21 protein-coding genes are annotated in these 26145 nt (G+C 65.6%); 9 read left to right on the forward strand and 12 right to left on the reverse strand.

Going from position 1 to position 26145, the window contains the following annotated elements; all coding sequences use genetic code 11:
- Positions 1 to 4 precede the first annotated feature (4 nt).
- Genes CLG96_RS16140 through CLG96_RS16155 form a run of 4 tightly spaced genes read right to left on the reverse strand, consistent with a single transcriptional unit; the run spans position 5 to position 6538 of the window.
- Positions 5 to 757: an SDR family NAD(P)-dependent oxidoreductase gene (locus CLG96_RS16140; RefSeq protein ID WP_107969445.1), complete on the reverse strand. Its 753-nt coding sequence runs from the start codon at positions 755 to 757 to the stop codon at positions 5 to 7.
- A complete protein-coding gene (locus CLG96_RS16145; RefSeq protein WP_107969447.1) occupies positions 754 to 2076 on the reverse strand; it encodes an MFS transporter in 1323 nt (440 codons plus the stop codon). The genes CLG96_RS16140 and CLG96_RS16145 overlap by 4 nt, the downstream gene beginning before the upstream one ends.
- Positions 2073 to 4298 carry an alginate lyase family protein gene (locus CLG96_RS16150; RefSeq protein ID WP_107969449.1) on the reverse strand — a complete coding sequence of 742 codons (2226 nt, stop codon included), beginning with the start codon at positions 4296 to 4298 and terminating at the stop codon, positions 2073 to 2075. Before CLG96_RS16150 ends, CLG96_RS16145 begins: the two co-directional genes overlap by 4 nt.
- Positions 4298 to 6538 carry a polysaccharide lyase 6 family protein gene (locus CLG96_RS16155; RefSeq protein ID WP_107969451.1) on the reverse strand — a complete coding sequence of 747 codons (2241 nt, stop codon included), beginning with the start codon at positions 6536 to 6538 and terminating at the stop codon, positions 4298 to 4300. The genes CLG96_RS16150 and CLG96_RS16155 overlap by 1 nt, the downstream gene beginning before the upstream one ends.
- A 476-nt stretch (positions 6539 to 7014) precedes the next feature.
- On the opposite strand from CLG96_RS16155, the gene CLG96_RS16160 reads away from it, so the two are divergent.
- The gene (locus CLG96_RS16160; protein ID WP_107969453.1) at positions 7015 to 7881 is read left to right on the forward strand and encodes a glucosamine kinase nucleotide-binding domain-containing protein; all 867 of its coding nucleotides are present in this window, start codon (positions 7015 to 7017) and stop codon (positions 7879 to 7881) included.
- Positions 7882 to 7888: 7 nt separating this feature from the next.
- On the opposite strand, the gene CLG96_RS16165 is transcribed toward CLG96_RS16160, so the two are convergent.
- From CLG96_RS16165 to CLG96_RS16175, 3 genes are read right to left on the reverse strand one after another with little or no spacing between them, the layout of a single operon-like run.
- Positions 7889 to 8953, reverse strand: coding sequence for a beta-N-acetylglucosaminidase domain-containing protein (locus CLG96_RS16165; protein WP_107969573.1), 1065 nt, complete (start codon positions 8951 to 8953; stop codon positions 7889 to 7891).
- The gene (gene nagA, locus CLG96_RS16170; protein WP_423828212.1) at positions 8950 to 10098 is read right to left on the reverse strand and encodes an N-acetylglucosamine-6-phosphate deacetylase; all 1149 of its coding nucleotides are present in this window, start codon (positions 10096 to 10098) and stop codon (positions 8950 to 8952) included. Before nagA ends, CLG96_RS16165 begins: the two co-directional genes overlap by 4 nt.
- The gene (locus tag CLG96_RS16175; RefSeq protein WP_243395828.1) at positions 10098 to 11129 is read right to left on the reverse strand and encodes an SIS domain-containing protein; all 1032 of its coding nucleotides are present in this window, start codon (positions 11127 to 11129) and stop codon (positions 10098 to 10100) included. Before CLG96_RS16175 ends, nagA begins: the two co-directional genes overlap by 1 nt.
- A 155-nt stretch (positions 11130 to 11284) precedes the next feature.
- Here CLG96_RS16175 and CLG96_RS16180 point away from each other — a divergent pair, with 155 nt between their 5' ends.
- The 6 genes from CLG96_RS16180 to CLG96_RS16205 all read left to right on the forward strand — a co-directional run bounded on the left by CLG96_RS16180 (position 11285) and on the right by CLG96_RS16205 (position 19593).
- Complete coding sequence (locus CLG96_RS16180; protein WP_107969456.1) at positions 11285 to 12172, forward strand: protein phosphatase 2C domain-containing protein; 888 nt, start codon at positions 11285 to 11287, stop codon at positions 12170 to 12172.
- 31 nt (positions 12173 to 12203) lie between these two features.
- Complete coding sequence (locus CLG96_RS16185) at positions 12204 to 13334, forward strand: anhydro-N-acetylmuramic acid kinase (protein WP_107969458.1); 1131 nt, start codon at positions 12204 to 12206, stop codon at positions 13332 to 13334.
- 105 nt (positions 13335 to 13439) lie between these two features.
- Positions 13440 to 16190, forward strand: a complete 2751-nt coding sequence (locus CLG96_RS16190) for a TonB-dependent receptor plug domain-containing protein (protein ID WP_107969460.1) — start codon at positions 13440 to 13442, stop codon at positions 16188 to 16190.
- A 138-nt stretch (positions 16191 to 16328) separates the two neighbouring features.
- Positions 16329 to 17936, forward strand: coding sequence for a sodium:solute symporter (locus tag CLG96_RS16195; RefSeq protein WP_107969462.1), 1608 nt, complete (start codon positions 16329 to 16331; stop codon positions 17934 to 17936).
- A 21-nt stretch (positions 17937 to 17957) separates the two neighbouring features.
- Entirely contained in the window at positions 17958 to 18863 is a 906-nt protein-coding gene (locus tag CLG96_RS16200) for an N-acetylmuramic acid 6-phosphate etherase (RefSeq protein ID WP_107969464.1), read from the forward strand.
- Positions 18853 to 19593, forward strand: a complete 741-nt coding sequence (locus CLG96_RS16205; protein WP_107969466.1) for a GntR family transcriptional regulator — start codon at positions 18853 to 18855, stop codon at positions 19591 to 19593. The genes CLG96_RS16200 and CLG96_RS16205 overlap by 11 nt, the downstream gene beginning before the upstream one ends.
- Before the next feature lie 47 nt (positions 19594 to 19640).
- Here CLG96_RS16205 and hemN read toward each other — a convergent pair whose 3' ends face one another.
- Entirely contained in the window at positions 19641 to 20984 is a 1344-nt protein-coding gene (gene hemN, locus CLG96_RS16210; protein ID WP_107969468.1) for an oxygen-independent coproporphyrinogen III oxidase, read from the reverse strand.
- A 139-nt stretch (positions 20985 to 21123) separates the two neighbouring features.
- Here hemN and CLG96_RS16215 point away from each other — a divergent pair, with 139 nt between their 5' ends.
- Together CLG96_RS16215 and CLG96_RS16220 are read left to right on the forward strand one after the other, a co-directional pair.
- Complete coding sequence (locus tag CLG96_RS16215; RefSeq protein ID WP_107969469.1) at positions 21124 to 21774, forward strand: OmpW/AlkL family protein; 651 nt, start codon at positions 21124 to 21126, stop codon at positions 21772 to 21774.
- A gap of 80 nt (positions 21775 to 21854) precedes the next feature.
- Complete coding sequence (locus CLG96_RS16220) at positions 21855 to 22403, forward strand: hypothetical protein (RefSeq protein ID WP_107969471.1); 549 nt, start codon at positions 21855 to 21857, stop codon at positions 22401 to 22403.
- A gap of 9 nt (positions 22404 to 22412) precedes the next feature.
- On the opposite strand, the gene CLG96_RS16225 is transcribed toward CLG96_RS16220, so the two are convergent.
- The 4 genes from CLG96_RS16225 to CLG96_RS16240 are packed head-to-tail and all read right to left on the reverse strand — an operon-like array spanning position 22413 to position 26037.
- The gene (locus CLG96_RS16225) at positions 22413 to 23141 is read right to left on the reverse strand and encodes a Crp/Fnr family transcriptional regulator (protein WP_423828211.1); all 729 of its coding nucleotides are present in this window, start codon (positions 23139 to 23141) and stop codon (positions 22413 to 22415) included.
- A gap of 28 nt (positions 23142 to 23169) precedes the next feature.
- The gene (cydX, locus tag CLG96_RS16230; RefSeq protein WP_107969472.1) at positions 23170 to 23292 is read right to left on the reverse strand and encodes a cytochrome bd-I oxidase subunit CydX; all 123 of its coding nucleotides are present in this window, start codon (positions 23290 to 23292) and stop codon (positions 23170 to 23172) included.
- Positions 23293 to 23310: 18 nt separating this feature from the next.
- Positions 23311 to 24456, reverse strand: coding sequence for a cytochrome d ubiquinol oxidase subunit II (gene cydB, locus CLG96_RS16235; RefSeq protein ID WP_107969474.1), 1146 nt, complete (start codon positions 24454 to 24456; stop codon positions 23311 to 23313).
- Positions 24457 to 24474: 18 nt separating this feature from the next.
- Positions 24475 to 26037, reverse strand: a complete 1563-nt coding sequence (locus CLG96_RS16240; protein ID WP_107969476.1) for a cytochrome ubiquinol oxidase subunit I — start codon at positions 26035 to 26037, stop codon at positions 24475 to 24477.
- Positions 26038 to 26145 lie beyond the last annotated feature (108 nt).

Here is a 26145-nt window from a genome sequence, read left to right on the forward strand (position 1 = left end):
GGCCTCAGGAGAAATAGAGGCCGCCATTCACGTCCATATTGGTGCCGGCCAGGAAGGAGGCGTCTTCGGACGCCAGAAAGGCGATAGCGGCCGCCACCTCCTCCGGCCGGCCCTCCCGGCGGAGCGGCGTGTTACCGGCGACGGCCTTGCGCCCCTCGGGCTTCGAGAAGATGTCGTGAAAGCTCGTGCCGATCAGCCCCGGGCACAGCGCGTTGACGCGGATCCCGTGGGGGCCAAGCTCCTTGGCAAGGCCACGCGTGAAGGTCGTCAGCGCGCCCTTCGACGTCGCGTAGAGGACCGCGCCCGGCCCCCCGCCGTCCCGCCCGGCGAGCGAGGAGACGTTGATGATCGCGCCACCCGCCGGAATGAACGGCCGCGTAGCCTTCGTCACCAGGAAAGCGGATTTGAGGTTCAGGTCCATGACCGTATCGAAAAAGGCCTCGTCCATCTCCTCCAGCGTCTTGCGCGCGACCATGCCCCCGGCAAGGTTGACGAGAATGTCGATGCGCTCGCCAAAGGCCTCGCGCGTTGCGGCGACGAGCCGCTCGACTTCGGCCGCCTGCGTCACATCCGCCCGGCACAGCAGCGCCGTGCCGCCGGCGGCGTTGATCTCGTCCGCCGTCGCCTGCGCGGCGGCCTCGTCGGTGCGGAAGTTGATGACGACCTTTGCGCCCTCGCCCGCTAGGCGCAGCGACACCGCTCGGCCGATATCGCGCCCGCCGCCAGTGACGAGCGCGACCTTGTCCTTGAACCTCATATATGACCTCTTGCGTTGATGGGATGGCGATCCGGGCCAGGATCGGAAATCGGCGCGATGGTGCCGCCGAGCAGCCAGATCGACAGAAGCGAGAGCGGCACGATCGCGGTCGCGAGCGCGAAGATCGGGCCATAGCCGTCCGCCGTCATGACGGGCACGAGCCAGGTCGTCACCAGCGTGCCTGCCACCGCCGCCGTGCCGCCGATCCCGGCGAGCGAACCGACCGCGCCACCGCCGAAATAGTCGCTCGGCATCGTCTGGATATTGTTGATGGCCACCTGAAAGCCGAACAGGATGACCGCGATCAGCAGCACCGCATAGAGCGGATCGCCCGCGCCCATCGTCAGCAGCAGCGGGGGCAGCATGATCGTGCAGCCGAGCGTGATCATAGTCTTGCGCGCGGCATTGATCGACCAGCCCTTGGCAATCAGCGCGCCGGCCAGCCAGCCGCCGCCCAGGCTGCCCAGCATCGCGCCGACGAACGGAACCCAGGCGAACAGGCCGATCTGCTTGACGTCGAAGCCGAATGTCTCGGCGAGATAGATGGGCAGCCAGGAGACGAACAGCCACCAGACGGGATCGAGGAAGAAGCGGGCGAGAATGATCGCCCAGGCCTGGCGGTGCCGCAGCAGCGCGGCAAGGCCGGGAGAATAGCCCGTCCCGCCGTGCACTCGGCCCGTCCCCTCCCCGCCCCGGCCGGCGATATGCGCGCGCTCGGCCTCGGTCAGCCAGGGATGGGCATCGGGATCGGCGCGATAGACCCACAGCCAGGGCAGCAGCCAGAGCAGGCCGAGCAGGCCGACGAGGAGAAAGGTCGTCCGCCAGCCGACGCCGGCATAGAGCAGCGCCACGAGCGGCGCGGAGATGATCGCGCCGATCGAGGCGCCGGAATTGAAGATGCCCTGCGCAAAGGCGCGCTCGCGCGGCGGAAACCAGGTGGCGTTCGCCTTGGCCGCGCCCGGCCAGTTGCCCGCCTCGCTCACCCCCAGCGTCACGCGCAGCAGGCCGAGCATGCCGATCGAGCGCACCAGCGCGTGCAGCGCGATCGAGATCGACCAGAAGAAGATCGAAAGGCCGAAGCCCATTCGCGTGCCGACAATATCGAACAGCCTGCCGAACAGCGATTGGCCGAAGGCATAGGCGATCATGAAGACGGTCACGAGCAACGCATAATCCGCCTTGTCCGCGCCGATGTCCCGCGAGACGGCGGGCCACATCACGGCCAGCGCGTTGCGGTCGATATAGTTGATCACGGTCGCCAGCCCGATCAGGCCGACGACGATCCAGCGCAGGCCACCCCGCTGCATCAGCCCCTTCATGATCCGCCTCCCGTCCCGGCCATCTTCGCCCCTCCGCCATCGAAGCGGCCGAAATGCCCTTTCCATTCGACCATGCGCCCGCCGACAGAGGCACGATGCGCCGCCGCCGGATCGGGATCGTCGGCGATCGCAAGCGTCACCGTCCGCCCGTCCGCGAGTTCGATCGTGACGATGTCCGCATCCGCCGCCCGCTCATGCCGCAGCGCGCGGATGCGGCTACGGCTGGCCACGGTCGTCTCATCGGCGGCATCATAGGCGCCATGCGGCTCGAGCAGGCCGACGAAGACCGCAGCGGTCGCGCTCTCCAGCCGCTGGATCAGCACGGGCTCGCGGCGCAGATTGAAGCGGGGATCGTTGGCGCCGCTCTCGGCAAGGATCAGCTTCGCACCCGACGGCGGCAGCATCCGATAACTGTAGAAGCGATCGCCATTCAGCCAGGTCAGGACGGCATTGTCCGTACCCGGCGCACCCGTCGCATCCACCCAGAGATGCTGATAGCCGTTTGCCTTGCCCAGCACGGGCCGCGCGGCGACGTTGGACTGCAGCGGAAAGCCGATATCGATCAGATGGCCGGCATAATGGAGCGGCAGATCATATTGTGCGGGCCTGCTGCCCGTCACCCGCATCAAGTCCAGCACCACGGGGCTGGCGAAACCGGTTATGGCCAGTTGCGCCAGCGTCCTGCGGAAACGCACGCCCGGATAGGCATCCACCATCTCGGCGGTGCTGAGTTGCGTCGCGCCCTCGCCATGGAAGAAGATCTGCCTGGGCGCCATCGTGTCGGCCAGCTTCACCTTGCCGCCGAAGTGGCTCGTCTCGTTCACGACCAGCGTGTTGTGCGCGATGGTCTGCTTGGCCCAGCTCTCATTTTCGGGGAGGTAGCGGCCGCCATCCTTCGCCTCGATATTGAGGAAACGCGCCGCGCCATAATCGGTGACGATGGGATTGCCATTGTCGTAGAGGATCCAGCCCAGCTTGTCGAAATGGCCATGGCCCATGCCCTGCGCCGTATTCTTGGCGACGAGCACCTCTTCGCGGTCGCCGGCGCCGGACCGCATGATCGCGAGGCCCCCCTTGTCGCCGTCGGGCCCGTCACTGAGCAGCATGGAGGCGAAGGGAAAGGGCATTGCCCGGCCCGCCGCCAGATCGCGGGCGACCATCAGCCCCTCGGGCGAAAGCAGCGTCCGCCCCTGCCAGCCGGCGATCGACAGGAAGGCGGGATCGCGCGTCGCGCCATAGCCGGTCGCCACCGCCTGATAGAGTTCCTCCGTCCTCAGGCTCTTGTCCGGCATCGCATCGTTCAATGGAAAGAAATAGCCGTCATAGCTGAGCTGGATGGTCGTCCGAATCGCCTTCAGGATGATCCCGTCGCGATAGGCGAAGATCCTGCGCTGCGGCTCATTGGCCTCGATCGCCTGCGCGAACAGGACGAAGGGCAGCAATGCATAGCGCTGATAATAAGGCCCCTCGGCATAATAGCCGTCGGGCGAGAAGAGCAGGTCGAGCTGCCGCAGAAAACCGGCCCTGCCGCTCCTGTCGAGCCCGTTCAGCGCCTTTTCCACCAGGACGGGATCGCGCAGCACATAGCCGGTCATGCCGACCCCGGCGCTCGCCCAAGTGGCATGATTGTGGATCCGGTTGAACAGGGCCGGCGAACCATCCGACAGGAAGGTCGCCATGCGCCGGAAGACATTCTCGTCTATCGTCTTCCGGTCCGCCTCCGGGATGGCGTCGCGTATCGCATCATAGCCCTGCACCGCATAGACCAGCCAGACGCTGTCGTTCAGGCTCTGCCAGAAGAGGCGGCCCGCCGCTTCGTTCGCGGCCGCCGGATGGGCCCCGAGCGAGGGATAGAGCTTCGCATAGTCGAGCAGCATCCGCCGCGCGAAATCGGCATAGGCCCGGTTGCCGGTGATGCGATAGAGCAGCCCCGCGCCGTAGATCGCCTTGTAATTGCGCTTATGCTGTTCGTGCGTGAGGCCGCCCCCCGGATCCTTGGGGATCGGCACGGAGATGCCGGTGCGCAACGCCGCATCCACCTCGGCACGCATCCGCTGCAATTCCCGGGCGAACAGCGGGTAGCGCTCCCCCTCCGCAGTCATGGCGGCGAGCCCCGCCGTGCGGAGCAGGACCGGCGCTTCACCCTCCATGGACGCTACCGGCGCGGCCTCGGCCTGCAGGAGCAGGACCAGCGATGCGGCAAGGGCTGCGATACGCGGCATCAATTCGCTCCTTCCGCAACATTGCCGGCCAGCGCGGCACGCGGCGGCCCCCTGAAATAAAGCTCCTTCACCGCCGGCATCGGCGTATGGCGGAAGATATTGCCGGCGATGCGCGTCCCCGGCGTGCCGACGCTGTGCGTCACGTCGATCGGCGCGCTGTCGGTGAACCGGTTGCCGCCGATATCGGCGATCTGCACGCCCGACAGGCGAACCGATGCGCCTGCAGCCAGGCCGCTTTCCACAATGTCGGAATCCCGCAGGCTGAAGCGCGGCCCGAAGCTGCTTTCGTCGCGCCCGCCCCGGGAAAGCTCGGCGACCTGCCCGACCTTCCGGAATATCGATGCGGCGATATCGACCTGCTCGACGCCATAATGGCCGTCCCCGTCGCCCCGGGCGGCGACGACGCTGCCCGACACATTTTCGAACCGGCTGGAGCGGATGGCGATATGGTCGGCGAAGGCGGATGGCGTCGTCGCGATCACGTCGAAACCGGGCGCGCCGTCAAGATTGACGAAGCGAACATTCTCGATCTCGACGGTATAGCTGGATGCCATGGGCGACATGCCGCCGCGGATCACGACATTGCCGGGTGCGGCGGGCGCGTGCACGCCGGAAATGGTCAGGCCCTCCAGCCGAAGCTGCCCGCCTTCCGCGATCTGGAACAGGCTGGAGCGGGCAAACGTCAGCATCGCGGGCGCGGCCGGGCCGGGGCCGGCAATGGTGATGGCCCGATCGATCGTCACCGGTGCATCGACATTGTAACGGCCTGGAGAAAGGCGGATCGTATCTCCGCCCTTCGCACGGGCGACCGCCTGACGGAGGGCGTCGCCGGACGGCGCGAGCTCGATCGTCGCGCCGGTGCCGAAAGCCGGCTTCGTCGCGGCCGGCTTGGGATACCAGGCCACGCCGCTATCCGCCCTGGCAATAGGTTTCAGGTCGCGTGGCGCTCCGACGGCGCCGATCGCCGGATCGACCGGATAAAGCAGGCCATTGGAGGCGCGGGCGAGCTGGATAGATCTCTGGTCTATGCCATTGGTCAGGCGCGATACCGAGGCCGCCGACTGGATATTGCCGGCAAAGCCGATGCCGGCAATGTCGGTTTCAACGCGCAAATCCACCTCGCCGGCGCGCCCGATCAGCAGATTGCGCTCGAACCGGCTGCGCAGGGGCGGCGCGGAGCGTTCCGCATCCGCGCCCGCCCCCAGCGTGATCCGCGCGACATCGATCAGGCTGTTTCCCTCGATGAGCGCATCCTGCACCTGATGATAGCGATTGATAGGCGAATTGGGCACGCCGTTCATCACCGCGATTGCGCTGGCAAAGTCCGTGCCGGCCAGTCCCTCCATATAATTGCCGCGTACGATCTGCCGCGCATTGATGATGCGGATGCCGCCCGTATGCGGCTTGCCATTCCCGAAAAAGATATTGCGTTCGACCAGATTGCCGTTGCCGTGCCGCAGCACGATCGATCCCTGCGACTCGTGGATCACATTGTTGCGGATGATGTTGCCGCCGGACTTGACGGAAATAATCTCCACCTCGCCATCGCAGCGGTCGAAATAATTATCCTCCACGATGCTGTGGGAGTCGCTGAGCGATTGCTCGCTCGTGCCGATGCGGATCGTCTCGCCACCATTGGCGCCGAGGGGCGGACGCGGCCCGAAATAATTATGATCGATGCGATGGCGATCATCGGGCGGCTGGCCGGTCTCGCGGATCACGGCCAGCGTCACACCCGCATTATTCTTCCCCTCGAAATGCGAATGATCGACCCGGTTTTCCTGGCCGTAGAACGAAATCCAGCGATCTTCCTTGCGTCGATCCGGCGGATTGAAGCGATCGATCACCACTTCGGTGAGCCGCGAATGACTGGCGGGCGCATTCGCACTCGCCCGGAAAGCGATGACATCGCCGGTGGGGCTATGGCCGTCACGAAAGACGAGACCCGACACCAGCAGATATTCGCCCGCGAGCCGGAGGTTCGAGTCCCCGGTGATGAAGACGCGCCCTTTCGTCTGGGCGCGAAGGACAATCGGCTTTCCGGGCGCCCCATGTCCCTGGAACAGGATCCGGAAGTCCCGCCACTCGCCATCGGCGAGCGTGACGATATCGCCCGGCTGAAGCTGCCGCACCGCGTGCGCGAAGTCAGCCTGGCTATGAACCAGATGCTCCTTCGCCTCGGCCTGATTCGCGGCGATCGCGCAGATCACCACGCATTTTCCCAGCCAAATGCTGCCCATCCCATCCTCGCCTGCTTGGGTCAGCACTGACGCGGCACTGCCCTTGCTTTTAGGCCTAGCAGATTGGCCGCTACACATCAATCCTTCTTATATACCTATTCTGAGGCATCTGGTATGAAGATTTCTCATAGCTTGGTATGCGCAAGGTCGCTGCCGACGGCGAAATTGCCGGTGCGGTCCAACCGGGCCATGGCGAGCCAGACAATGGCCCAACCGAGACTAGAGAGAGGCGCGCGATCGGCTCGGCGAGACGTTCGACGGTCCTGAATCTTGCATCCTCAGCCGAGCAGCCCGATTTACGGATCTTGTGGAGCAGCTCGACCTTCCATCGCCCGGCATTTTAGGCCAGTTTTTCGATTGCCTCTTCGGGCGAGCGGATCGGCGGATATGACGATCATCTGGCCATTCCAGTACAATACCAATATAAATCCAGTTCGAATCGTGCTCGCCACGAGCTCCTTATTGGTGCGAGGCTGATGACGGCATATTTTCTCGGTATCGATGCGGGTGGCAGCCATTGCCGCAGCCGTCTGGTGGATTCGACAGGCAATATCCTGGGAACCGGAAAGTCCGGACCGGCCAATGCCCGTATCGGCATCGAACGGTTGCATGGGGCGCTCCTCGAAACATGCGCGCAAGCGATCGAGGCCGCCGGCCTGACGACCGAGGCTTTGCCGACAATTTCGGCAGGATTCGGTATCGCCGGAATCTCGCGACCGGGCGTTTGCGAACAGCTTGAAGCGCTATCTTTCCCCTATGCGCGGGTCCGCTTCGAAACCGACGCGGCAATCGCCAATCTGGGCGCGCATTGCGGGGCCGATGGCGCGATTCTCGTGATCGGCACAGGCAGCATTGCTTTCGTGCGGATCGGCGACACCAGCTTCAGCATCGGCGGCTATGGCTTTCCGATCTCCGATGAGGGAAGCGGGGCGGCCTTGGGGCTAAGCGCCGTGCGCCACGCCCTGCGCGCGCTCGATGGACGGACGAAGCCGACGGCGCTCAGCAGCGCCGTCACGGCGAGATTCGACCATCAGACGCCGCGCGTGATCGCCTGGATGGATCAGGCGACGCCCCGGGATTATGCCGCCTTCGCGCCATTGGTGATGGACCATGCGGATGCGGGCGACGAGATTGCGCGTTCGATCGTAGAGGATGCGGCGCTCCATATCGAACGCTTCATCGAGACGATCTTCGAACGCGGCGCCCCGCGCTGCGCGCTTGCCGGCGGGCTTGCATCGAGAATGCGGCCATGGCTCCGTGCCCGGACGAGCGCGATGCTGAGCGAGGCCCAGGGCGATCCGCTCGACGGTGCGCTCCTGCTGGCCGGCTATCGGCCGCAATGAAGGCGGATCACTGGGTCCGCACCTCCTCCTCCGAAACGGAATAGCCGCCGTCGAGCCATTCCACCACCTCTTGCGCCGCCGGATGATCGATCGCGGCATAGCGCTCACGCAGCCTGCGCTGGGCCTCGGCCAGCCGCTCAAGCCCGGCATCGTTGAGCATCATCAGATCCTCCTGCAATAGCTCGGCGAGCTGATCGCCGACCACGATGCGCGCGGCCTCGGCGAATGCGGCGGCATAATCATAGTCCTCGCCGGCTTGGTAGCTCATCGGCAGGGTCAGCGCCGGTATGCAGCCGAGGATCGGCTGCATCGCCGGATTGACGGCATGTCCCGAAACATGCCCGGCGATGCTTGCCGAACGCCCGGTAAATGCGCGCAGATGCAGGAAGCGCGACATTCTGGGGCCGTCATTGACGGGATAATTGTCCCACAGGCAGACGGCGCGCCCGAGCCTTGCGTTGATCGCGGCAAGGCTGCCCGGCCGGATCTCGCGCGCGCAGACCTCGGCACCCGTCCAATAGACGCTGACGCCCGAATCCAGCTCGCGCCCGAGCGTCTCGATATAGCGATCCGGGCGCCGGCCGAAGACCCGATCGAGCACGGGATCGTCCGAATAATAGCTGGGGCACAGATAGAAGCGCGTGGCGCGAGAATGATCGGCGCAGAATTTCATGACATCGGCCTGGCGCTCGGCAAGGTCTGGCATGTCGCCGCGAAGATCGTCGAACAATATTATGAGATCATCCGCGCCGATCGCGTCGAATGCCGCGAGCTTGGCAACGAGCGCCGCCCGTGTCGCGGCATCGAAATCGAGATGCGCATCGATCGGCGTCAGGGCGATCCCGAAACGCATGTCGCGGCTGCGGCACTGCGCGGCAAGCTCCGCAATGCGACCCATCTCGCCGGGTTCATGCGCTGTCCGCCATGCCCGGCGCAGGCGTGCATCGGCCTTGGGGCCATAATGATAAAAGCCATAGCCTGCCGGGCCGAGCAGCGAGATGACGGCGGCGCGTTCGGCCCAGGACCAGGGGCGGCCGAATCTGGCCTCGATGATGCCGAGTTCCGGAGTCATTTGGCGGGCCGCGACGGATTTCCGGCGATCCATGTCTCGACGACCCTGCGATCCTCATCGAGATGGACAAGGTCGGCGCGCAAGCCGGGGGCGATCGCTCCGGTTTCCCCGTCGATGCGCAGGAAGGCTGCGGGATTGCCGCTCGCCATGCGCGCCGCGACCGTGATGGGCAGGCCCAGCATGTCCATCGCGTTGCGAAGCGCGCTCGCCATGTCCAGGGCGGAGCCGGCCAATGTGCCGTCATCGCCAAGGCACATGCCGTCGGTCACCCTGATCTCCCGGCCCATCAGCTCGAATCGGGCGAGAGCCGATCCAACGGGGGGCATCGCATCGGTGACGAGCATCGCGCCGTCCGTGCCACGGGCGGCCAATGCGATGCGGAGCGTCGCGGGATGGATATGGTGGCCATCGACGATCAGCCCGAAATGGCTCGCCCGATCCTCCAGCGCCGCGCCGACCATGCCGGGCTCGCGGCTTCCAAGCGGGGTCATGGCGTTGAACAGATGCGTGAACCCCCGCAGCCCCTCGGCGAGCGCCGCGCGCACCTCCTCATAGCCCGCCATGCTATGGCCGGCGGAAACGATCACACCGGCCTCGCCAAGCGCACGGATCATGCCGGGCGGTGCCAGTTCGGGCGCCAACGTCAACAGCCTGATCCCGTGCGAGGGGCGCGTCAGCAGCGCGAAGGCCCGGTCGTCGATCCGGCGGAACTTGCCGGAATCATGGATGCCGCGCTTGGCCACGTTCAGGAAAGGGCCTTCGATATGAATGCCGAGCACGCCCGGCACCTGTGCGTCGATCGCCTCGTCGATCGCCGTCATCGCCGCCTCGACGATCGAAAGGTCATCGCTGATGAGCGTCGGCAGCAGCCCGGTCGTCCCGAAGCGACGATGCGCGGCGGCGATCGCGCGCACCCCTTCCAGGGTCGGCTGATCGTTGAACAGAACGCCGCCGCCGCCATTGACCTGCGTGTCGATGAAGCCGGGAAGCAGCCAGCCTCCATCCAGCCGCACCGTCCGAATGTCTGCCGGCACATCCTCCTCGTCGGCGATGGCAGCGATGCGATCGCCGGAAACCAGCAGCGCGGCGCCTTCGCGAACGCCACCGGGCGTCACCAGCCGCGCCCCGGCAAGAGCGACCTGCATCATAGCGTGTATGTCACCTTGTTCAGAAAGGGAGGCTGATCGGGATCATATCCGCGGGCGAAGGCCAGCGCCTCGGCAAGCCTGTAGAAACTCTGGATCATCGCGATGGGTGCGACGACGGGATGAAGATCCGGTTCCACCGGCAGCATCCGGCCGGCGCCCGTCCGCCCCGCGACGAAGATATTCGCGCCCCGCTCGGCGAAGGCATCGATCTGCACGTCGAGCCCCTGGGCCGCGGCATCGCGGGGCGGGAAGACGAGCAGGGGAAAGCCCTCGCGGATCAGCGCCATGGGGCCATGCGCCACTTCCGCGCTGCTGAAGGCCTCGGCATGAAGGCCCGACGTTTCCTTGAACTTCAAGGCCGCTTCCTGCGCGACGGACAATGACAGGCCGCGCCCCAGGACGATCAGATTGGTCGCCTCGCGCAGCGGATCGAGTGCGACCGACCAGTCCTGCGCCCAAGCGGCGCGCAGCGTTCCGCCGATCGCGGACAGGGCCCCAAGCAGGCGGTTATCGGCGCTCCACTGCGCGACCAGATGGGCCAGCGCCACCATCGTCGCGATGAAGCTCTTGGTGGCCGCCACGCTCGTCTCGGGACCGGCATGGAGCGGCAGGAGAATGTCGGCCATATCGGCGAGCGGCGATTCGACGTCATTGACGATCGCGACCACCACTGCCCCGACACGCTGCGCGGCGGCCGCCGCCCCGATCAGGTCCGGGCTGCGGCCCGATTGGGAAATGACCAGCAGGGGCACGCCAGCGAGCTTGGGCGAGGTCGCCTCGTAAAGCGAGGCGATGGACGGCGCATGCGACAAAGTCGGCAAGCGGAGACGGGTCTCGATCAGATATTTGGCGAAAGTGGCCGCATGATCCGAACTGCCCCGCGCGATCGTGGCGACAAAGGGTGGGTCGAGCGCCCGCAACCGGGCCACGGCATCGGCCATGCGATCGGCATTGCCGGCGATCTGCCGTTCGGCGACCGCTGCCGCCTCGGCGGCCTCGATGAACATCCGGCTCGGCCCATGCGCCATCTGCGAACCTCTTATCTCCTTCTGATGGCGACCCCTTGCCAGAATTAAAACCATTTCTCAATACCAGTAAGCGGATATGCGCCTGTGGTATTATTTTGGTTGCGACCACTAAATTCTCCCGCCATGATGATCCCGCCTTTTCAGCAGGAGTCGCCATGGTGGACGGGATTTATCGATCCGAACGCCGCGCCCATATTCGGGTGAAGGCCGCCCATTCGGACGCGGGCGACAGGATCAATGAAGATGTCGTCGGCTATTGTGACGAGGCGGCCTGGGTCATCGATGGCGCGACCGGCCTGGGCCCGAGCCTGCTTGGCGTCGAGAGCGACGCGGCCTGGCTGGCCGGACTGATCGATCGGAGCCTGCGCGCGGCGTTCGCGCGCGATCCGGAGCAGCCGACGCGCGCCATATTGCGCTCGGTGATCGAGACATGCCGGGATGCGGTGGAGCATCACAAAATGAGGCCTGGCGAGGATGCGTGCGAGCTTCCTTCGGCGGCTTTCGCGATGGTCCGCGCGACGCCTGATGGGGCGGAGATTTCCACGCTCGGCGATTGCCGGGTGGCCTATCAGGCGCCGGATGGCACGGCCCGCCTGTTCGGCAGGACGGCCCTGACCGCGATCGAGGCCAGGACCATCGCCGAGGCGAAGCGCCTGCTGGCGGACGACCCCACGCTCGACAATGCCGGCCTCCGCGCCGGACTGGCCGATATTCTGCGCGACAATCGGCGGCTGATGAACCGCCCGGGGGGCTATTGGATAATGAGCACGACCCCCGAGGCCGCCGATCATGTCGACCAGACCCTGATCGCCGGAAGCGAAATCCACTGCGCGATCGCCAGCGACGGATTTCTGAGGCTTCAGGATCTGTTCGGCCTGCTTGACGCGGATGCCATGCTGGCCGTCGACACTGCCGACAAATTGTCCGGGCGCCTCACCGAGCTGCGAGCCATCGAGCAGCAGGACGCGGCCTGCCGCCGCTTTCCGCGCGTCAAGATACGTGACGATGCAAGCTTCATCCGGCTGCGCTGCCATGCCGGTTGAAACGAGCGAAACCGGCGGGAGAAGGCCAGCCATGCGCGTTCTTGGATTGATGAGCGGGACATCGCTCGACGGCATCGACGCAGCAATCATCGAAACCGATGGGGTGACGATTTCGGGCTTCGGTCCGGCAGCGACATTCCCATATAGCCCGGCCGAACGCGCCGCGCTGGTGGAAGCGATCGCCGATGCCTTGCTGGGGCCGCCCGAAAGCGCCTGGCCCGCCAGCTTCGCCGCCGCGGAAGCGGCGATCCTCGACAGTCATGCCCGTGCCGCCCGCGCGCTGCTCGCCATGGCGGATGCCGGTGCGGTCGACCTTCTCGGCTTTCACGGCCAGACCGTGCTGCACAGGCCGGAACATCATCTGTCGATCCAGCTCGGCAACGGAGCGGCGCTTGCGCGTTCGACTGGTATCGATGTGGTAGCCTCCATGCGGCAGGCGGACCTGGCCGCCGGAGGACAGGGCGCGCCGCTGGTCCCCGTCTATCATGCGGCGCTCGCCGATCGGATCGGCGCCGCCCGCCCGGTCGCCTTCCTCAACATTGGCGGCGTCGCGAACCTGAGCTGGATCGGCCGCGACGGGCGCATCATCGCCTTCGATACCGGGCCGGGAAATGGCCTGATCGATCAGCTGATGGAGGAACGCGGGCTCGGAACCTTCGATGCCGACGGCCGCTTGGCGCGCAGCGGCCGGGTAGATGATGACGCCTTCGCCTGCCTGCTGGTGAATGATTTCCTGCAGCGGCGCGGGCCGAAATCGCTCGATCGATATGATTTCACGCTCGATGCGGTGCGCGCGCTCGACGCCGCGGATGCCGCCGCCACGCTCACCGCCTTCACCGCCGCCTGCGTGGCGCTGAGCGCTGCCCATCTCCCCGAGGCGCCGAGGCAGTGGATCATATGCGGCGGCGGACGGCACAATCCGGCGCTGATGGACGCGCTGCGTCTCGAGCTCGGCACATGCATCTCCGCCGACGAGCTGGGTCTTCGCGGCGATGCGATCGAGGCCGAGGCGATCGCCTTCTTGGCCGCGCGTTCGGCGGCGGGGCTGGCGCTGACCTTCCCCGAAACGACGGGCGTCCCTCATGCCATGACAGGCGGACAGCGCTTCGCCGCATCGCCGGGGGGCGCCCTGCAAACAGCTTCGGGAATGACGAAGCGATAAACCATTTGCATATCTGGTATTAATTTTATTGCAATAATTGAGGCTGGATGCTCAAAAGGTATTAAATAGGTATTTTGCTGTCTGGTTGACGAACGAGGGGGGCATATGAAGATACGCCAATTCTGCCAACTGACGGCGGGCAGCGCGCTCGCACTGATTTTCGCGGCCATGCCGCAAATGGCCGTCGCCCAGGGGATCGCCGATGCCGGCTCCGCCTCGCCGCAGCCGGACGAGGCCGTAGGCAACGAGGGCATCGTCGTCACCGGTTCGCGCATTCCGCGCACCGGCCTTACCTCCACCAGCCCTGTCGCCACCACCACGCGCGATCAGATCAAGCTCGATCGCGCGCAGACGATCGAGGATTTCTCGGTCAAGCTGCCGCAGCTCGCCGGGGGCAACAACAATAGTTTCGCGGGCAGCGACGCCTTCGGCGCGCAGACGCTCGATCTCCGCAATCTCGGGCAGAACCGCACGCTGGTGTTGATCAACGGCACGCGCGCGACGCCGTTCAGCTTCCGCAACGCCGTCGACGTCAACGCCATTCCGGCATCGCTGATCAAGCAGGTAGACATACTGACCGGCGGCGCCGCCGCGGTCTATGGCGCGGATGCGGTGGCAGGCGTCGTCAACTTCATCCTCAATGATGAATATGACGGTCTCGAAATGTCGGGAAGCTACAAGGCGGCGAATGGCGGCGGCTCGAGCTTCGGCGGCAGCCTGACGGTGGGCGGCCGGATCGGCGATCGCGGCCATGTCGTCGGCTATCTGGATTATACCCAGCGCAACATTCTGCGCGCGGGCGAACGCGATTTCGCGCTTCTCCGGGGCGCGCAAGTGCCGCCCGCCGGCGGCAACTTCACCGATGTCTCGAGCGGGCGGACATTCTCCTTCGATGAGGGCGGCAATTTCACGCTCACGCCCCAGACGTCGAACTTCACCGCGCAATATCCGCTGATCCAGCCGCTCAAGCGGTATAATGCCTCGCTCTTCTTCAAATATGATCTGCTCGACCAGGTCGAGCTCTACGGCCGGGGCATGTTCTCCAACGTACGGACGACGGGATCGAGCCGCTCAGGCTCGCAGCCCGTGTTCGTCAACGAGGTCGTCGGGATCAACGAGAATAACCCCTTCCTCACCGCTCAGATTCGCGACCGGCTGACCTTCGTGAACGGCGTCGCCCAGGTGCGCGTCAACCGCAGCCTCGCGGAGCTCGGCATCATCACCGCCGATACCGAGCGGGATAGCTATCAGGGGCAAGTCGGCCTGCGCGGGGAAATCACGCCTGCGATCCGCTGGGACACTTATGGGCAATATGGCCGCGTTTCGGAAAAGACGACCATCCATGGCGACGGCATCCGAAACGATGCGAGCGGAAAGAGCCGCTTCGCCGCGCTCGTCAATTCGGTGGATATTTTCGGCCCCGGCGCCACGGGACTGGACGCGCTCGAAACGCAAATCCAGAGCAATAATCGCATACGCGAGCAGATTGTCGGCGCGGCGACGATTTCCGGCGACACGAGCGACGTCTTCGCGCTGCCGGCCGGCCCGGTCGGCTTCGCCCTCGGCTATGAATATCGCAAGGAAAACGGACGGATCACCAATGATGCGGCGCTGACCCTCGGTCTCAGCTATCGGCAGGGCACCGAAACGCCGCTCGACGCCTCGTTCGACACCAATGAATTTTATGGCGAGCTGCTGGTGCCGGTGATCCACGACACCTTCCTCGTCAAGAAGCTCACGCTCGAGGCAGCCTATCGCACGTCGGACTATTCGAACGCGGGCAGCTACGACACCTACAAATTCGGTGCGAACTGGATCGTCAATGACAGCCTGCGCTTCCGCGGCACGCGCCAGACCGTCATCCGCGCGCCCAATCTGGGCGAATTCGCCGGCGCCACCGCATCCATTCCCTTCTCCAGCCTGGTCACGGTGCCGCGACTTGCGCCACGCTATGCCGGCGATCCCTGCGTGCTGGGCACGGGCGATGCCGAACAATGCGCCCGCTTCGGGGCGCCGCCTCCCGGCTCCTATGATTCACGCAGCGCCGCAAATCTGCGCGGCAATTATTATTTCGGCGGCAACCCCGATATCCGGCCGGAAAAGGGCAAGACCTTCACGATCGGCACGGTGTTCACGCCCGATTTCATCCCGCGGCTGAGCCTGACGGTCGATTATTATGACATCAACCTGCGCGACGCGGTCGGCCAGATCCAGCCGGTCGATGCGCTGACGAGCTGCTACATCAGCAATCCGACGGCGGACAATCCGCTCTGCGCGGCGGTCTCGCGCGATCCGGCCACGGGTTTCATCCGCGATGGCTTCCCCATCGATCGCAATCTCGCGCGCATCAAGCAGCGCGGATTCGACATCGGCCTCACTTACTCCCACGACATGCCGTTCGGCCTGCCCGGAACGGGTCTGACCTGGTCCTATCAGGGCGCGATCGTCACCCATTATACGATCCAGCGCAACGAAGTGCTGCCGGTCGTGAGCTGCAAGGGCCGTTACGGCTTCGCCTGCTCGAGCGATGCCGTGTCGCTCGTCGCGCCGGATTATCGGCATCGAGCGTCGGCGACCTGGAATTTCGAGGATTTCCTCGTCCAGTTCGGATGGCAGCGCATCGGCGAGGTCAAGGACAGCGCACTCGGCAGCAATGCTACGATCAAGGCCCAGAATTATTTCGATCTGAACGCGTCGATCCGGCCGATCGACAAGGTGACGGTCAATGTCGGCATCGACAATGTCTTCAAGAAGAAGCCGCCCCTGCCGACCAATTACGGCCCGTTCAATACCTATCCCGACACCTATAATGTGATCGGGCGGACGTTCGGCATATCGCTGACGGTCCGGCAGTAATCCGGCTGGTGGGGGCGATATGGCACGCCATGTCGTCCCCGCCTCCGACCGGTGACGGAAACGATCGACGCGTCATGAGGCCGAGGAAGCGAGCAGCTTTCCCGGTTTCCCCTGCGCGATGCACATCAGGAAAAGTCGATGACATTGCCGTTCGCCCTGCTCGACTGGATCGTGGTCGGCGCCTATATTCTGGTCCTGATTGCCGGCGGCATGATCTTCACGCCCCGCAAGACACAGGATGCACGCGATTATTTCCTCGCGAGCGGCCAGGTCCCGCCCTGGCTCGCGGCGATATCCGTGCTTTCCGCCACCCAGTCCGCCGCCACCTTCTTGGGCGGGCCGGACTATGGCTATCGCGGCGACTATACTTATCTGAGCGGCAATATAGGCGGCCTGATGGGCGCCATCTTCGTCGCGCGCGTCCTGATCCCGCGCTTCTACGCGCTCGGCGCCACCACCGTCTATGAGCTGCTCGACGGCCGTTTCGGCCGGCCTGCGATGCGCGCGGCGGGCGGGATGTTCCTGATCGGGCGCGTGCTGGCGGGCGGCGCGCGCGTCTATCTCGCGGCGATCGCCATCTCCATGGTGATGTTCTCGAACATCAGCCCGCAAGGCATCTTCCTCGCCTCCGCCGGAGTGCTGTTCGCCAGCTTCGCCTTCACCTTCGTCGGCGGCCTCAAATCGATCCTGTGGAACGATCTGATCCAGTTCCTGATCTATGTCGGCGCGGCGCTTGCCATATTGCTGTTCCTCTGGTCGTCGATCCCGGCCTCGACCGGCGAGATCCTCCATGCGCTCGCCTCCACGCCGGAGGGAAGCAACAAGCTCAGGCTCATCAACTTTTCGACGGATCTGTCGGAACCTTTCTCGATCCTCGCGATCATGACCGGCGTGTTCCTCCTCTACATCGCGAACAGCGGCCTCGATCAGGATACCACGCAACGGCTGCTCGCCTGCAAGGACGCGCGCGATGGTGCGCGGGGGCTCTATATCTCGGTGCTGGCGACGATCCCGGTGATCTGGATCTTCATCTCGATCGGGCTCCTGCTCTATATTTTCTACGAGCGCCCCGATCTCATGCAGCGCGGAACGATGGCGGGTGGAGCGCCCAGCTTCAAGGGCGAGGAGATCACGGTCTTCATGCGCTATATCCTCACCGAGCTTCCCGCCGGCCTGCGCGGCCTGGTCACGATCGGTGTCATCGCCGCTGCCGTCGCCACGACCAATTCGGCGCTGAACGCCATGTCGTCCGTCTTGGTGCAGGATTTCTATCGGCCGTGGCGCGCCACGCGCGGGCCCGTCGATGAACGGCATTTCGTCCAGGCCGGCCGCGTGGGGATGGGGCTGATGGGCCTCGCCATGTTCGCCATGGCCGTGCTGTCATTCTACTGGCAGCGTTATTCCAGCATGCCGCTGCTGGAATTCGCGCTCGCCGTCATGACCTTCGCCTATGCCGGGCTCTTGGGCGTCTATTTCACCGCCCTGTTCACGAAGCGGGGATCGTCGCGCTCGGTATATGCCGCGCTGATCGCGGGCTTCGTCACAATTTTCATGCTCCAGCCCTATATTGCCGGTTTCGTCGGCTTGCCTGCAGGGCTTCGGGGCCTGTCCTTCCCCTGGCAGCTCTGCATCGGGACCGCGATCTCGACGCTCGTCTGCCTGGCCGGATCGCCGGTGAAGGCAGCCGGGACGCACGAAACGCCGGCGGCCCCTGCCCTCCCGCACGCGGCCGCCGTCGCCGATTGAATGAGAGAGTAACCGCACGTCATGACCACCGAGACTGTCGATCCCCGTTTCATCGATATCGATCGCTGGCCGACAGCACTCGCCGTCGAGGCGATGCTGGAGGGCCAGCTCGCCGCTATGGCGGCGCTCAAGAACCAGGTCGCGGCCATTGCCCAGGCGAGCGACGCGGCTGCGACGCGGCTGCTGGATGGCGGCCGGCTCGCTTATGCCGGGGCCGGAACATCGGGCAGGATCGCCGTGCAGGACGGGGTGGAATTGTCCCCCACCTATGATTGGCCGCTCGATCGCCTCGTCTTCCTGATCGCCGGCGGCGTCGATGCGCTGGCGGCAAGCGTCGAGGGTGCGGAGGATGATGGCGATGCCGCGCGCCGGGAGATCGCCGAAGCCGGCATCGGGCCGGCCGATGTTCTGATCGGGGTCGCGGCGAGCGGGCGAACGCCCTATACGGTCGCCGCGATCGAGGCCGCGCGGGCGCGCGGGGCGCTCACTATCGGGATCGCCAACAATCCCGCCACGCCGCTGCTGACGATGTCGGACCATGCGCTGCTGGCCGATACGGGCAGCGAGATTATCGCCGGATCCACGCGGATGAAGGCCGGCACAGCGCAGAAGGCGATCCTCAATCTGCTGTCGACCGCGACGATGCTGCGCTGCGGACTCGTCTATCGCGGCCTGATGGTGAACATGCGCGTTTCCAACGAGAAGCTGCTGCGCCGCGCCCATGCCATCGTCCGCCAGATCACGGGCGTCAGCCAGGCGATCGCCGAGGATTCGCTCGCGCGGGCGGATGACGAGATCAAGAAGGCGGTCCTGCTGGCGATGGGCATAGCGGCGGACGATGCCGAAGACCTGCTCCGCCGAAGCAGATATAATCTGCGTTCGGCGATCGACGCGCATCTGGCCGAAGGAAGCGAACATGCGGGATAAGCTTGCCGTGAACAAGGCGGGCAACACGCCGCTCTATCTGCAACTCGCCAATAATCTGCGCGACCATATCAACAATGGCGATTTCGATCCCGGCAGCGCGCTGCCGTCCGAACGCGATCTCAGCGAAATGATGGGCATGTCGCGCGTGACGGTGCGCAAAGGCATCGACAAGCTGATCGAGGAGGGCCTGCTGTTCCGCAAGCAGGGTTCGGGCACGTTCGTCACCCGGCGGATCGAAGCGCCGGGATCGTCGCTGAACAGCTTCAGCGACGATGCGCGGTCCCGGGGCGAAAATCCCGGCGTCATCTGGATGATCAAGACCTATGCCTCGCCTACCGACGAGGAGGCCGCGGCGCTCAAGATCGCATCGACGGCCAAGGTTGCGCGGCTCGGCCGGATCAGGCTGTCGGGGGGCGAACCCCTGGCGATCGAACATGCGGTCGTGCCCGCGCAATTCCTGCCGGCGCTGAACGATCTGGGGGATTCGCTCTACGAGGCGCTCAGCGCGCTCGGCTTCCGCCCCGTATCCGGCACGCAGCGGATTCGCGCCGCGCTGGCGACGCCGACGGAAGCCGGGATGCTCTGCATCAGCGAAAATTCCGAGATTCTGCGGATCGAGCGGCTGACGAAATTGGCCGATGGCACGCCCGTGGAGTTCACGCGATCGGCCTATCGTGGCGATCGCTATGATTTCGTGACCGACTTGCACGGCCCCTCGGACGTGCGCTGAATTGCCGGCGATCGGCGCGGCGGGGAGCGCCATTCGGCCTCCCCTCGTCATACCGCCCGACTGAAGCCCTGCGTGGGCACGGCCCGATAGGCATCGAATGCCGCCGCGACCAGCCGTGCATAGGGCCGTCCCGCCGGCAGCATGGCCACGCGCCATCCCTCGACCGCCACCAGCCCGCGCGCAGCATGGTTCTGAAGCGCCGCCAGGGCGTCGGCGAATTGCTGCGGCGGCTGGCCCTGCGTGCGCGCGATCGCCGCCACATCCACCGTCCCGTCGCATAGCAGCCGTTCGATCAGCACGCCGCGAAGCCTGTCCTCGGCGGAACGGACCACGCCGCGCATGCCGGCGAGCCCGCCATTGGCGATACGAAGGCGGTAACGACCGACATGCTTCTCATTCTGCACCAATAACCCCGGCATCTGGCTGATGGCGGAGGCACCCAGGCCGATGACCGCCTCTCCCGGCTCGTCGGTAAATCCCTGGAAGTTGCGCCGCAGCCGTCCCTCCGCGACGGCGATGGCGAGGCTGTCCCCGGGCAGCGCGAAATGGTCGAAGCCGATCGCGGCATAGCCGGCCTGCCGAAGCAGTTCATCCGCCAGCACGCTTTGCCGGAAGCGCGCCTCGGCGTCCGGCAAAGCGCCTTCCCCGATCATCCGCTGGCGCGGCAGCAGGCGTGGCATATGGGCATAGCCGAACATCGCGATCCGATCCGGCGCGAGATCGAGTGCCAGCGCGATCGTGTCGGCGATATCCTGCGCCCTCTGCCCCGGCAGGCCGTACATCAGATCGAGATTGACCCGCGCGATGCCGGCGCTGCGCAGTCCGGCAACCGCCTCCGCCACCTGGGCATAAGGCTGCACCCGGTTGATCCGCGCCTGTATGTGCGGCGCGAAGGTCTGCGCGCCGAGGCTGACGCGCGTGACGCCCGCCGCCGCGAGCGCATCCGCATAGGCCCGGTCGAGCATGCGCGGATCGAGCTCGACGGCGACCTCGAGCCGCTCATCCGTCTCGAAATGGCTGCGGAGCCCATCCATCAGCCGCGCGAAATCCCGGGGCGCGAGACTGTTCGGGCTGCCCCCGCCGAAATGGATCGCCACCACCCGGCCGGCAAGCCGGCCGGCGACCGCGACAATCTCCCGCTCCAGCGCTGCGACATAGGCGCCGAGCCGCTCCGGCCGGCCGACGGCGCCGGTGTTGCAGCCGCAATACCAGCAGATCTGATGGCAATAAGGGATGTGGAGATAGAGCGAGACGGGCGTCCCCGGCGCGATCAGGCCGAGCGCCGCCGCCTGTTCGGCTGCGCCGACGCGCGCATCGAATTCCGCTGCGGTCGGGTAGCTGGTGTAGCGCGGCACGGAGCGCCGGGCGAGGTCGGGCATATAGCGATGCATGGGGCCATTTGCGGCCACTGCGCCGCCCGAGCCTTGATCATGGTCAAAATTGCGAGAGCGAAACGGCTTTGCGATAAATCAATGTCGCTCCGCCGGCCCACTCCTAGCCCGCCTCCCATCGAAACAAGGGAGGTCCTTCATGCGCATCGCATCCATCCTGCTCGCCGGCGCCGCGCTGCTGGCGGCGGCGCCGGCTTCGGCCGAACAAGGCGACTGGCTCGTCCGCCTGCGCGCCCTGATGGTCGCGCCGACCGAAGAAAGCGGCCCGGTCGAGCCCGGCTTTCCCGGCGCCCATGTCGCGGTCGACACCAGCTTCGCGCCGGAGCTCGACTTCACCTATATGGCGACCGACCATATCGGCGCGGAGCTGATCCTGGGCACCACCAAGCATCATGTATCGGGCCGCGGCGACCTTGGCGGGCTCGGCAGACTCGCGGGCACCTGGGTCCTGCCGCCGACGCTCACGCTGCAATATCATCTGGCACCCGAGGCCAAGGTCCGCCCCTATGTCGGCGCAGGCGTGAACTACACCATCTTCTATTCCGAGAAGGCGAGCGGCGCGCTCGAAAATGCGCTCGGCGAGACGAAGGTCAGGCTCGACGACAGCTTCGGCTATGCGTTGCAGGCAGGCGTCGATTTCGACATCACCCCCAAAGTCTTCGCCAATGTCGACGTCAAATATATCGATATCGACACCAAGGCGAAGCTCGTCAGCGGAAGCTCCGTCAATCATGTGGATGTCAGCCTCGATCCCATCGTGGTCGGCGTCGGGCTGGGCATGCGCTTCTGAAGCAGGATCGGCATGGCTTTGACGCAGGTCAACGCCGTGCCGCCCGCTCGGGCCAAGATGAACTGCCGAGGAGAGCCAGCATGATCCAAGAGGAACGATCGAGCGCCAGCGTGATCCCCTTCGCGCGGCGCTGGTCCGTTATCCACCCGATCGACATCGCGCGCCTGATGGCCGATCATGCCCGTCTGCGCATGCTGTGCAATGCGCTGGAGGCCTGCGCCGACGCGCTGCCCGAACGCCCCTCGCCCGCCGAGGCCGAGGCGCTGTGCCACCAGCTTGCGGAGCTGCTTTCGGCGCAGGAGCGTGGGGAGAAGCTTCTGGCCCTGATGTTCGGGCATGATGAGGCCGAACCGCTCACGCACGCGCTGCTGCGCCATATCCGCCACCGGCACATCGCCGGCACCGTCCATGCCCAGGATCTCATCGCGGCGCTCATGCCCTCTGCGGAAAAGGGCCCTGCCGTCTCGACCGACGCGCTCGGCTATATGCTCCGCTGCTTCTTCGAGGCTTGCCGCCAGACGATGGATTTCGAGGAACTGCTGATCCTGGCGCTCGGCGCCAACCGCCTCACCCAGCCGGCGCGCCACCTTCTCACCGACAGCCTCGACCGCAACCTGGCGGGCTGTTGAGTCCCGGCCTCAGGCAGCCTCCGTCCGCGCCTCCAGCGCCTGCCGGTCGGATATCGTCACCGCGCGCCCGCCGGGCAGCGCGATGATGCCGGCCGCCTTGAGCTTCGTCATCTGCCGGCTCACCGTCTCGATCGTGAGGCCGAGCACGTCCGCGATCTGGCCGCGCGTGAGCGGCAGATCGAAGGTCATCGGCCCATCGGGCGTCGCACGGCATCCGCTCGATCCCATCCGCCGCGCCATATCGAGCAGGAAGTCGGCAAGCTTCTCCTCGGCCGATTTGCGCCCGAGCATCAGCATGCGCGCCCGTGCCTCGTCGAGCGCCGCGAAAGTGCGCTGGAGCAGCAGCCGCTCCATCTGGATATGATCCTCCAGCGCCTGCTCGAACGGCTTGCGCGGAAAGAAGCAGAGCTCGGCGTCAGTCAGCGCGGTGACGGTGAAATCCGCCACATCCGCATAGGGACGGCCGATGAAATCCGCCGGATAGAGCAGGCCCACTATCTGCTCCCGCCCGTCTGCGGTCGATGCGGCGAGCTTCAGCACGCCCGAGAGCAGATTGCCGCAGATTATGCTCTCGTCGCCTGCCCAGATCAGCGTCTCGCCGCGTGCGACCTTCTGCCGCCGGCCGAGCATGTTGAGCGCGGCCAGCTCCTCGTCATTCAGGCTGCCGCAGAGCGCCCGGTCGCGCACCGCGCAGTCGGCGCAGATATCCGTCAGTGCCATGGCACTGACATAGATCATGAACGGCCATATGTCCCGGTCCGATTGCTCAGTGACCGGAAGACATGTCCTCGTCAGCTTCGATCGGCAGGTGGAACTCGTGCCAGATGCCGTTCAATATGCCGAAACCGGCCGCGAGGCCGAGGCCGAGGATCCAGGCGAAATACCACATGGGGATGCGTCTCCCTGCTCAATAGAAATCGGGATTGGTGCGGACGTCCCGGCTCGTCACCCGGCCGAACATCACCCTGAACGCCCAGCCGGTGTAGGCGAGCACGATCGGCAGGAAGATCAGCGTCACGAACAGCATGATGCCCAGCGTCCTTGCCGAGGAAGAGGCGTTCCACACCGTCAGGCTGGAATGCGCGTCCACGCTGGAGGGCAGGATGAAGGGAAACATCGAGCAGCCGACGGTCGCAACGATGCCAAATGCCGAGGCGGACGATCCGGCGAAGGCCAGCGGCTCCGAGCCCCGCCGGATGCCGACAAGCGCCAGCGCCGCGCCCACGAAGCCCAAGGCGGGGGCGATCATCATCCAGGGATAAAGGGCATAGTTGACAAGCCAGCCACCGGGCGCGGCGACGCTCGTCGTGCGGAGCGGATTGGACGGCCCGAACGGATCGACCGCGCCGACGATGCGGAAGCCGATCGTCCCGAAGGCGACATAGGCCCAGCCGAGCGCGAACAGCAGGATCGAGGCGAGCGCCGCGACGGTGCCATAGGCGCGTGCCCGATCATGCACCGGCCCATGCTCCACCTTGAGCGCGAGCCAGGCCGATCCGTGCAGCACGAGCATCGCCACCGAAAGCAGTCCGCACAGCAGCGTGAACGGCGTGAACAGGCCGAGGAAGCTGCCCTCGTAGAAAGCGCGCATGTCGCTGTCGATGCGGAAGGGCGCACCCTCGAGCACATTGCCTACCGCCACGCCGAAGACGAGCGCCGGTACGAGACCGCCGACGAACAGCGCCCAGTCCCATCGCGTCCGCCATGCCGGATCGGGCCGCTTGGAGCGATATTTGAAGCCTACCGGCCGCAGGATCAGCGCCGCCAGCACCACGAACATGGCAAGATAGAAGCCAGAGAAGCTGACCGCATAGACATGGGGCCAGGCCGCGAAGATCGCCCCGCCGCCAAGGATGAACCACACCTGGTTGCCCTCCCAGGTGGGGCCGACCGAGTTGATCACCATCCGCCGCTCGGCATCCGTCCGGGCGACGAAGGGCAGCAGCGCAGCGACGCCCAGGTCGAAGCCGTCGGTGAGCGCGAAGCCGATGAGCAGCACACCCATCAGGCCCCACCAGATGAGGCGCAGCATCTCATAGTCGAAGAAGGACATGATCTTGTCTCCGGGAAATCAGGCGGCGACGGCGGGGATCGGCGCGGCGGCCGGCTGATCCTCCTTCTGCTCGTCCGGCCCGTGGCGGATGGTGGCGAGGATCAGGCGGATCTCGATCACGGCCAGCGTGCCGTAGAGCACGGTGAAACCGAGGATCGTCGTCCACAGCGCCCCCCGGCCGAGCGACGAGCTTGCCAGGAAGGTCGGCAGCACGCCTTCGATCGCCCAGGGCTGGCGCCCCATCTCGGCAACGATCCAGCCAAGCTCGGCCGCGATCCAGGGCAGCGGGATCGCAGCCACCGCAAGCTTCAGGAACCAGCGCGTCCGGAGATGGAGCCGGAGCGAACAGAGCAGGAAGGCGGTCGCGAACAGCGCGATCATCGCAAAGCCGATCAAGGCCATGGCGCGGAAGCTCCAGAACATCAGCGGCACGTTGGGCACGCTGTCCCAGGCGGTCGATGCGATCAGCGCCGGGCTCGCCGTCCGCGGATCGGCGACATGGCGCTTGAGCAGCAGCGCATAACCCAGGTCGCGCTTATGCGCCTCGAACCGCGCCCGCTCCGCGGCATTGGCGGGATCGATCTTCAGTCTCTCGACCGCGTCATAGGCGATGACGCCCGAGGCGATCCGCTCCTCGGCCCTCAGCACCAGTTCCGACATGCCGGCGACCTCATGGTCCAGGCTGCGGGTGGCGATCAGGCCCAGTAGCCAGGGAACCTCGACCGAATAGCGCGTCGTGCGCGCCGCCATATCGGGCATGCCGAAGAGGGTGAGGCCGGCCGGCGCGGGCGCGGTGTGCCAGGCTGCCTCGATCGCGGCGAGCTTCATCTTCTGATTGTCGGTCAGCGCATAGCCGCTCTCGTCGCCCAGCACGACGGCGGACAGCGAGGAGGCGAGGCCGAACGCCGCCGCCACCGTCATCGAACGCCGCGCGACCGCGATCCATTTGCCCTTGAGCAGCCAATAGGCCGAAACGCCGAGCACGAGGACGGAAGCGATGACATAGCCCGCGCTCACCGTATGGACGAATTTCGCCTGCGCGATCGGATTGAACAGCACCGCGCCGAAATCGGTGACCTCCATGCGCATCGTGTCCGGGTTGAACTCGGCACCGACCGGATTCTGCATCCAGCCATTGGCGATCAGGATCCACAGCGCGGAAAGATTGGTGCCGAGCGCCACCATGAAGGTGACGATGAGGTGGCCGAGCTTCGACAGCCGATCCCAGCCGAAGAACATCAGCCCGACGAAGGTCGCCTCCAGAAAGAAGGCCATAAGCCCCTCGATCGCGAGCGGCGCGCCGAAAATATCGCCGACATAATGCGAGAAATAGGACCAGTTGGTCCCGAACTGGAATTCCATGGTGAGGCCGGTGGCGACGCCCAGCACGAAGTTGATGCCGAAAATCTTGCCCCAGAAGCGCGTCACCTGCCGCCAGACCGGCCGGCCCGTCATCACATAGATGGATTCCATGATGACGAGGATGAAGGACAGGCCGAGCGTCAGCGGCACGAACAGGAAATGGTAGAGCGCGGTCAGTGCGAATTGCAGCCGCGACAGATCGATGACCCCGAGGTCCATGCGCAATCTCCTCGCAGGCCGATTCTCCGGCCTCGCGCCGCCGGCTAGGCGCAAAGGCCGAAGCCGACATTGACTCCGGTCAAAGACATGCACGTGGCCTCCGGGCGA

Source organism: Sphingomonas oleivorans (assembly GCF_003050615.1).
GTDB classification, from domain to species: Bacteria; Pseudomonadota; Alphaproteobacteria; order Sphingomonadales; family Sphingomonadaceae; genus Sphingomonas_H; species Sphingomonas_H oleivorans.

Bases quoted from the DNA above. Each gene is read 5' to 3' on its own strand.
- CLG96_RS16140 (WP_107969445.1), bottom strand. From the start codon at position 757: ATGAGGTTCAAGGACAAGGTCGCGCTCGTCACTGGCGGCGGGCGCGAT.
- CLG96_RS16145 (WP_107969447.1), bottom strand. From the start codon at position 2,076: ATGAAGGGGCTGATGCAGCGGGGTGGCCTGCGCTGGATCGTCGTCGGC.
- CLG96_RS16150 (WP_107969449.1), bottom strand. From the start codon at position 4,298: ATGCCGCGTATCGCAGCCCTTGCCGCATCGCTGGTCCTGCTCCTGCAG.
- CLG96_RS16155 (WP_107969451.1), bottom strand. From the start codon at position 6,538: ATGGGCAGCATTTGGCTGGGAAAATGCGTGGTGATCTGCGCGATCGCC.
- CLG96_RS16160 (WP_107969453.1), top strand. From the start codon at position 7,015: ATGACGGCATATTTTCTCGGTATCGATGCGGGTGGCAGCCATTGCCGC.
- CLG96_RS16165 (WP_107969573.1), bottom strand. From the start codon at position 8,953: ATGACTCCGGAACTCGGCATCATCGAGGCCAGATTCGGCCGCCCCTGG.
- nagA (WP_423828212.1), bottom strand. From the start codon at position 10,098: ATGCAGGTCGCTCTTGCCGGGGCGCGGCTGGTGACGCCCGGTGGCGTT.
- CLG96_RS16175 (WP_243395828.1), bottom strand. From the start codon at position 11,129: ATGGCGCATGGGCCGAGCCGGATGTTCATCGAGGCCGCCGAGGCGGCA.
- CLG96_RS16180 (WP_107969456.1), top strand. From the start codon at position 11,285: ATGGTGGACGGGATTTATCGATCCGAACGCCGCGCCCATATTCGGGTG.
- CLG96_RS16185 (WP_107969458.1), top strand. From the start codon at position 12,204: ATGCGCGTTCTTGGATTGATGAGCGGGACATCGCTCGACGGCATCGAC.
- CLG96_RS16190 (WP_107969460.1), top strand. From the start codon at position 13,440: ATGAAGATACGCCAATTCTGCCAACTGACGGCGGGCAGCGCGCTCGCA.
- CLG96_RS16195 (WP_107969462.1), top strand. From the start codon at position 16,329: ATGACATTGCCGTTCGCCCTGCTCGACTGGATCGTGGTCGGCGCCTAT.
- CLG96_RS16200 (WP_107969464.1), top strand. From the start codon at position 17,958: ATGACCACCGAGACTGTCGATCCCCGTTTCATCGATATCGATCGCTGG.
- CLG96_RS16205 (WP_107969466.1), top strand. From the start codon at position 18,853: ATGCGGGATAAGCTTGCCGTGAACAAGGCGGGCAACACGCCGCTCTAT.
- hemN (WP_107969468.1), bottom strand. From the start codon at position 20,984: ATGCATCGCTATATGCCCGACCTCGCCCGGCGCTCCGTGCCGCGCTAC.
- CLG96_RS16215 (WP_107969469.1), top strand. From the start codon at position 21,124: ATGCGCATCGCATCCATCCTGCTCGCCGGCGCCGCGCTGCTGGCGGCG.
- CLG96_RS16220 (WP_107969471.1), top strand. From the start codon at position 21,855: ATGATCCAAGAGGAACGATCGAGCGCCAGCGTGATCCCCTTCGCGCGG.
- CLG96_RS16225 (WP_423828211.1), bottom strand. From the start codon at position 23,141: ATGATCTATGTCAGTGCCATGGCACTGACGGATATCTGCGCCGACTGC.
- cydX (WP_107969472.1), bottom strand. From the start codon at position 23,292: ATGTGGTATTTCGCCTGGATCCTCGGCCTCGGCCTCGCGGCCGGTTTC.
- cydB (WP_107969474.1), bottom strand. From the start codon at position 24,456: ATGTCCTTCTTCGACTATGAGATGCTGCGCCTCATCTGGTGGGGCCTG.
- CLG96_RS16240 (WP_107969476.1), bottom strand. From the start codon at position 26,037: ATGGACCTCGGGGTCATCGATCTGTCGCGGCTGCAATTCGCACTGACC.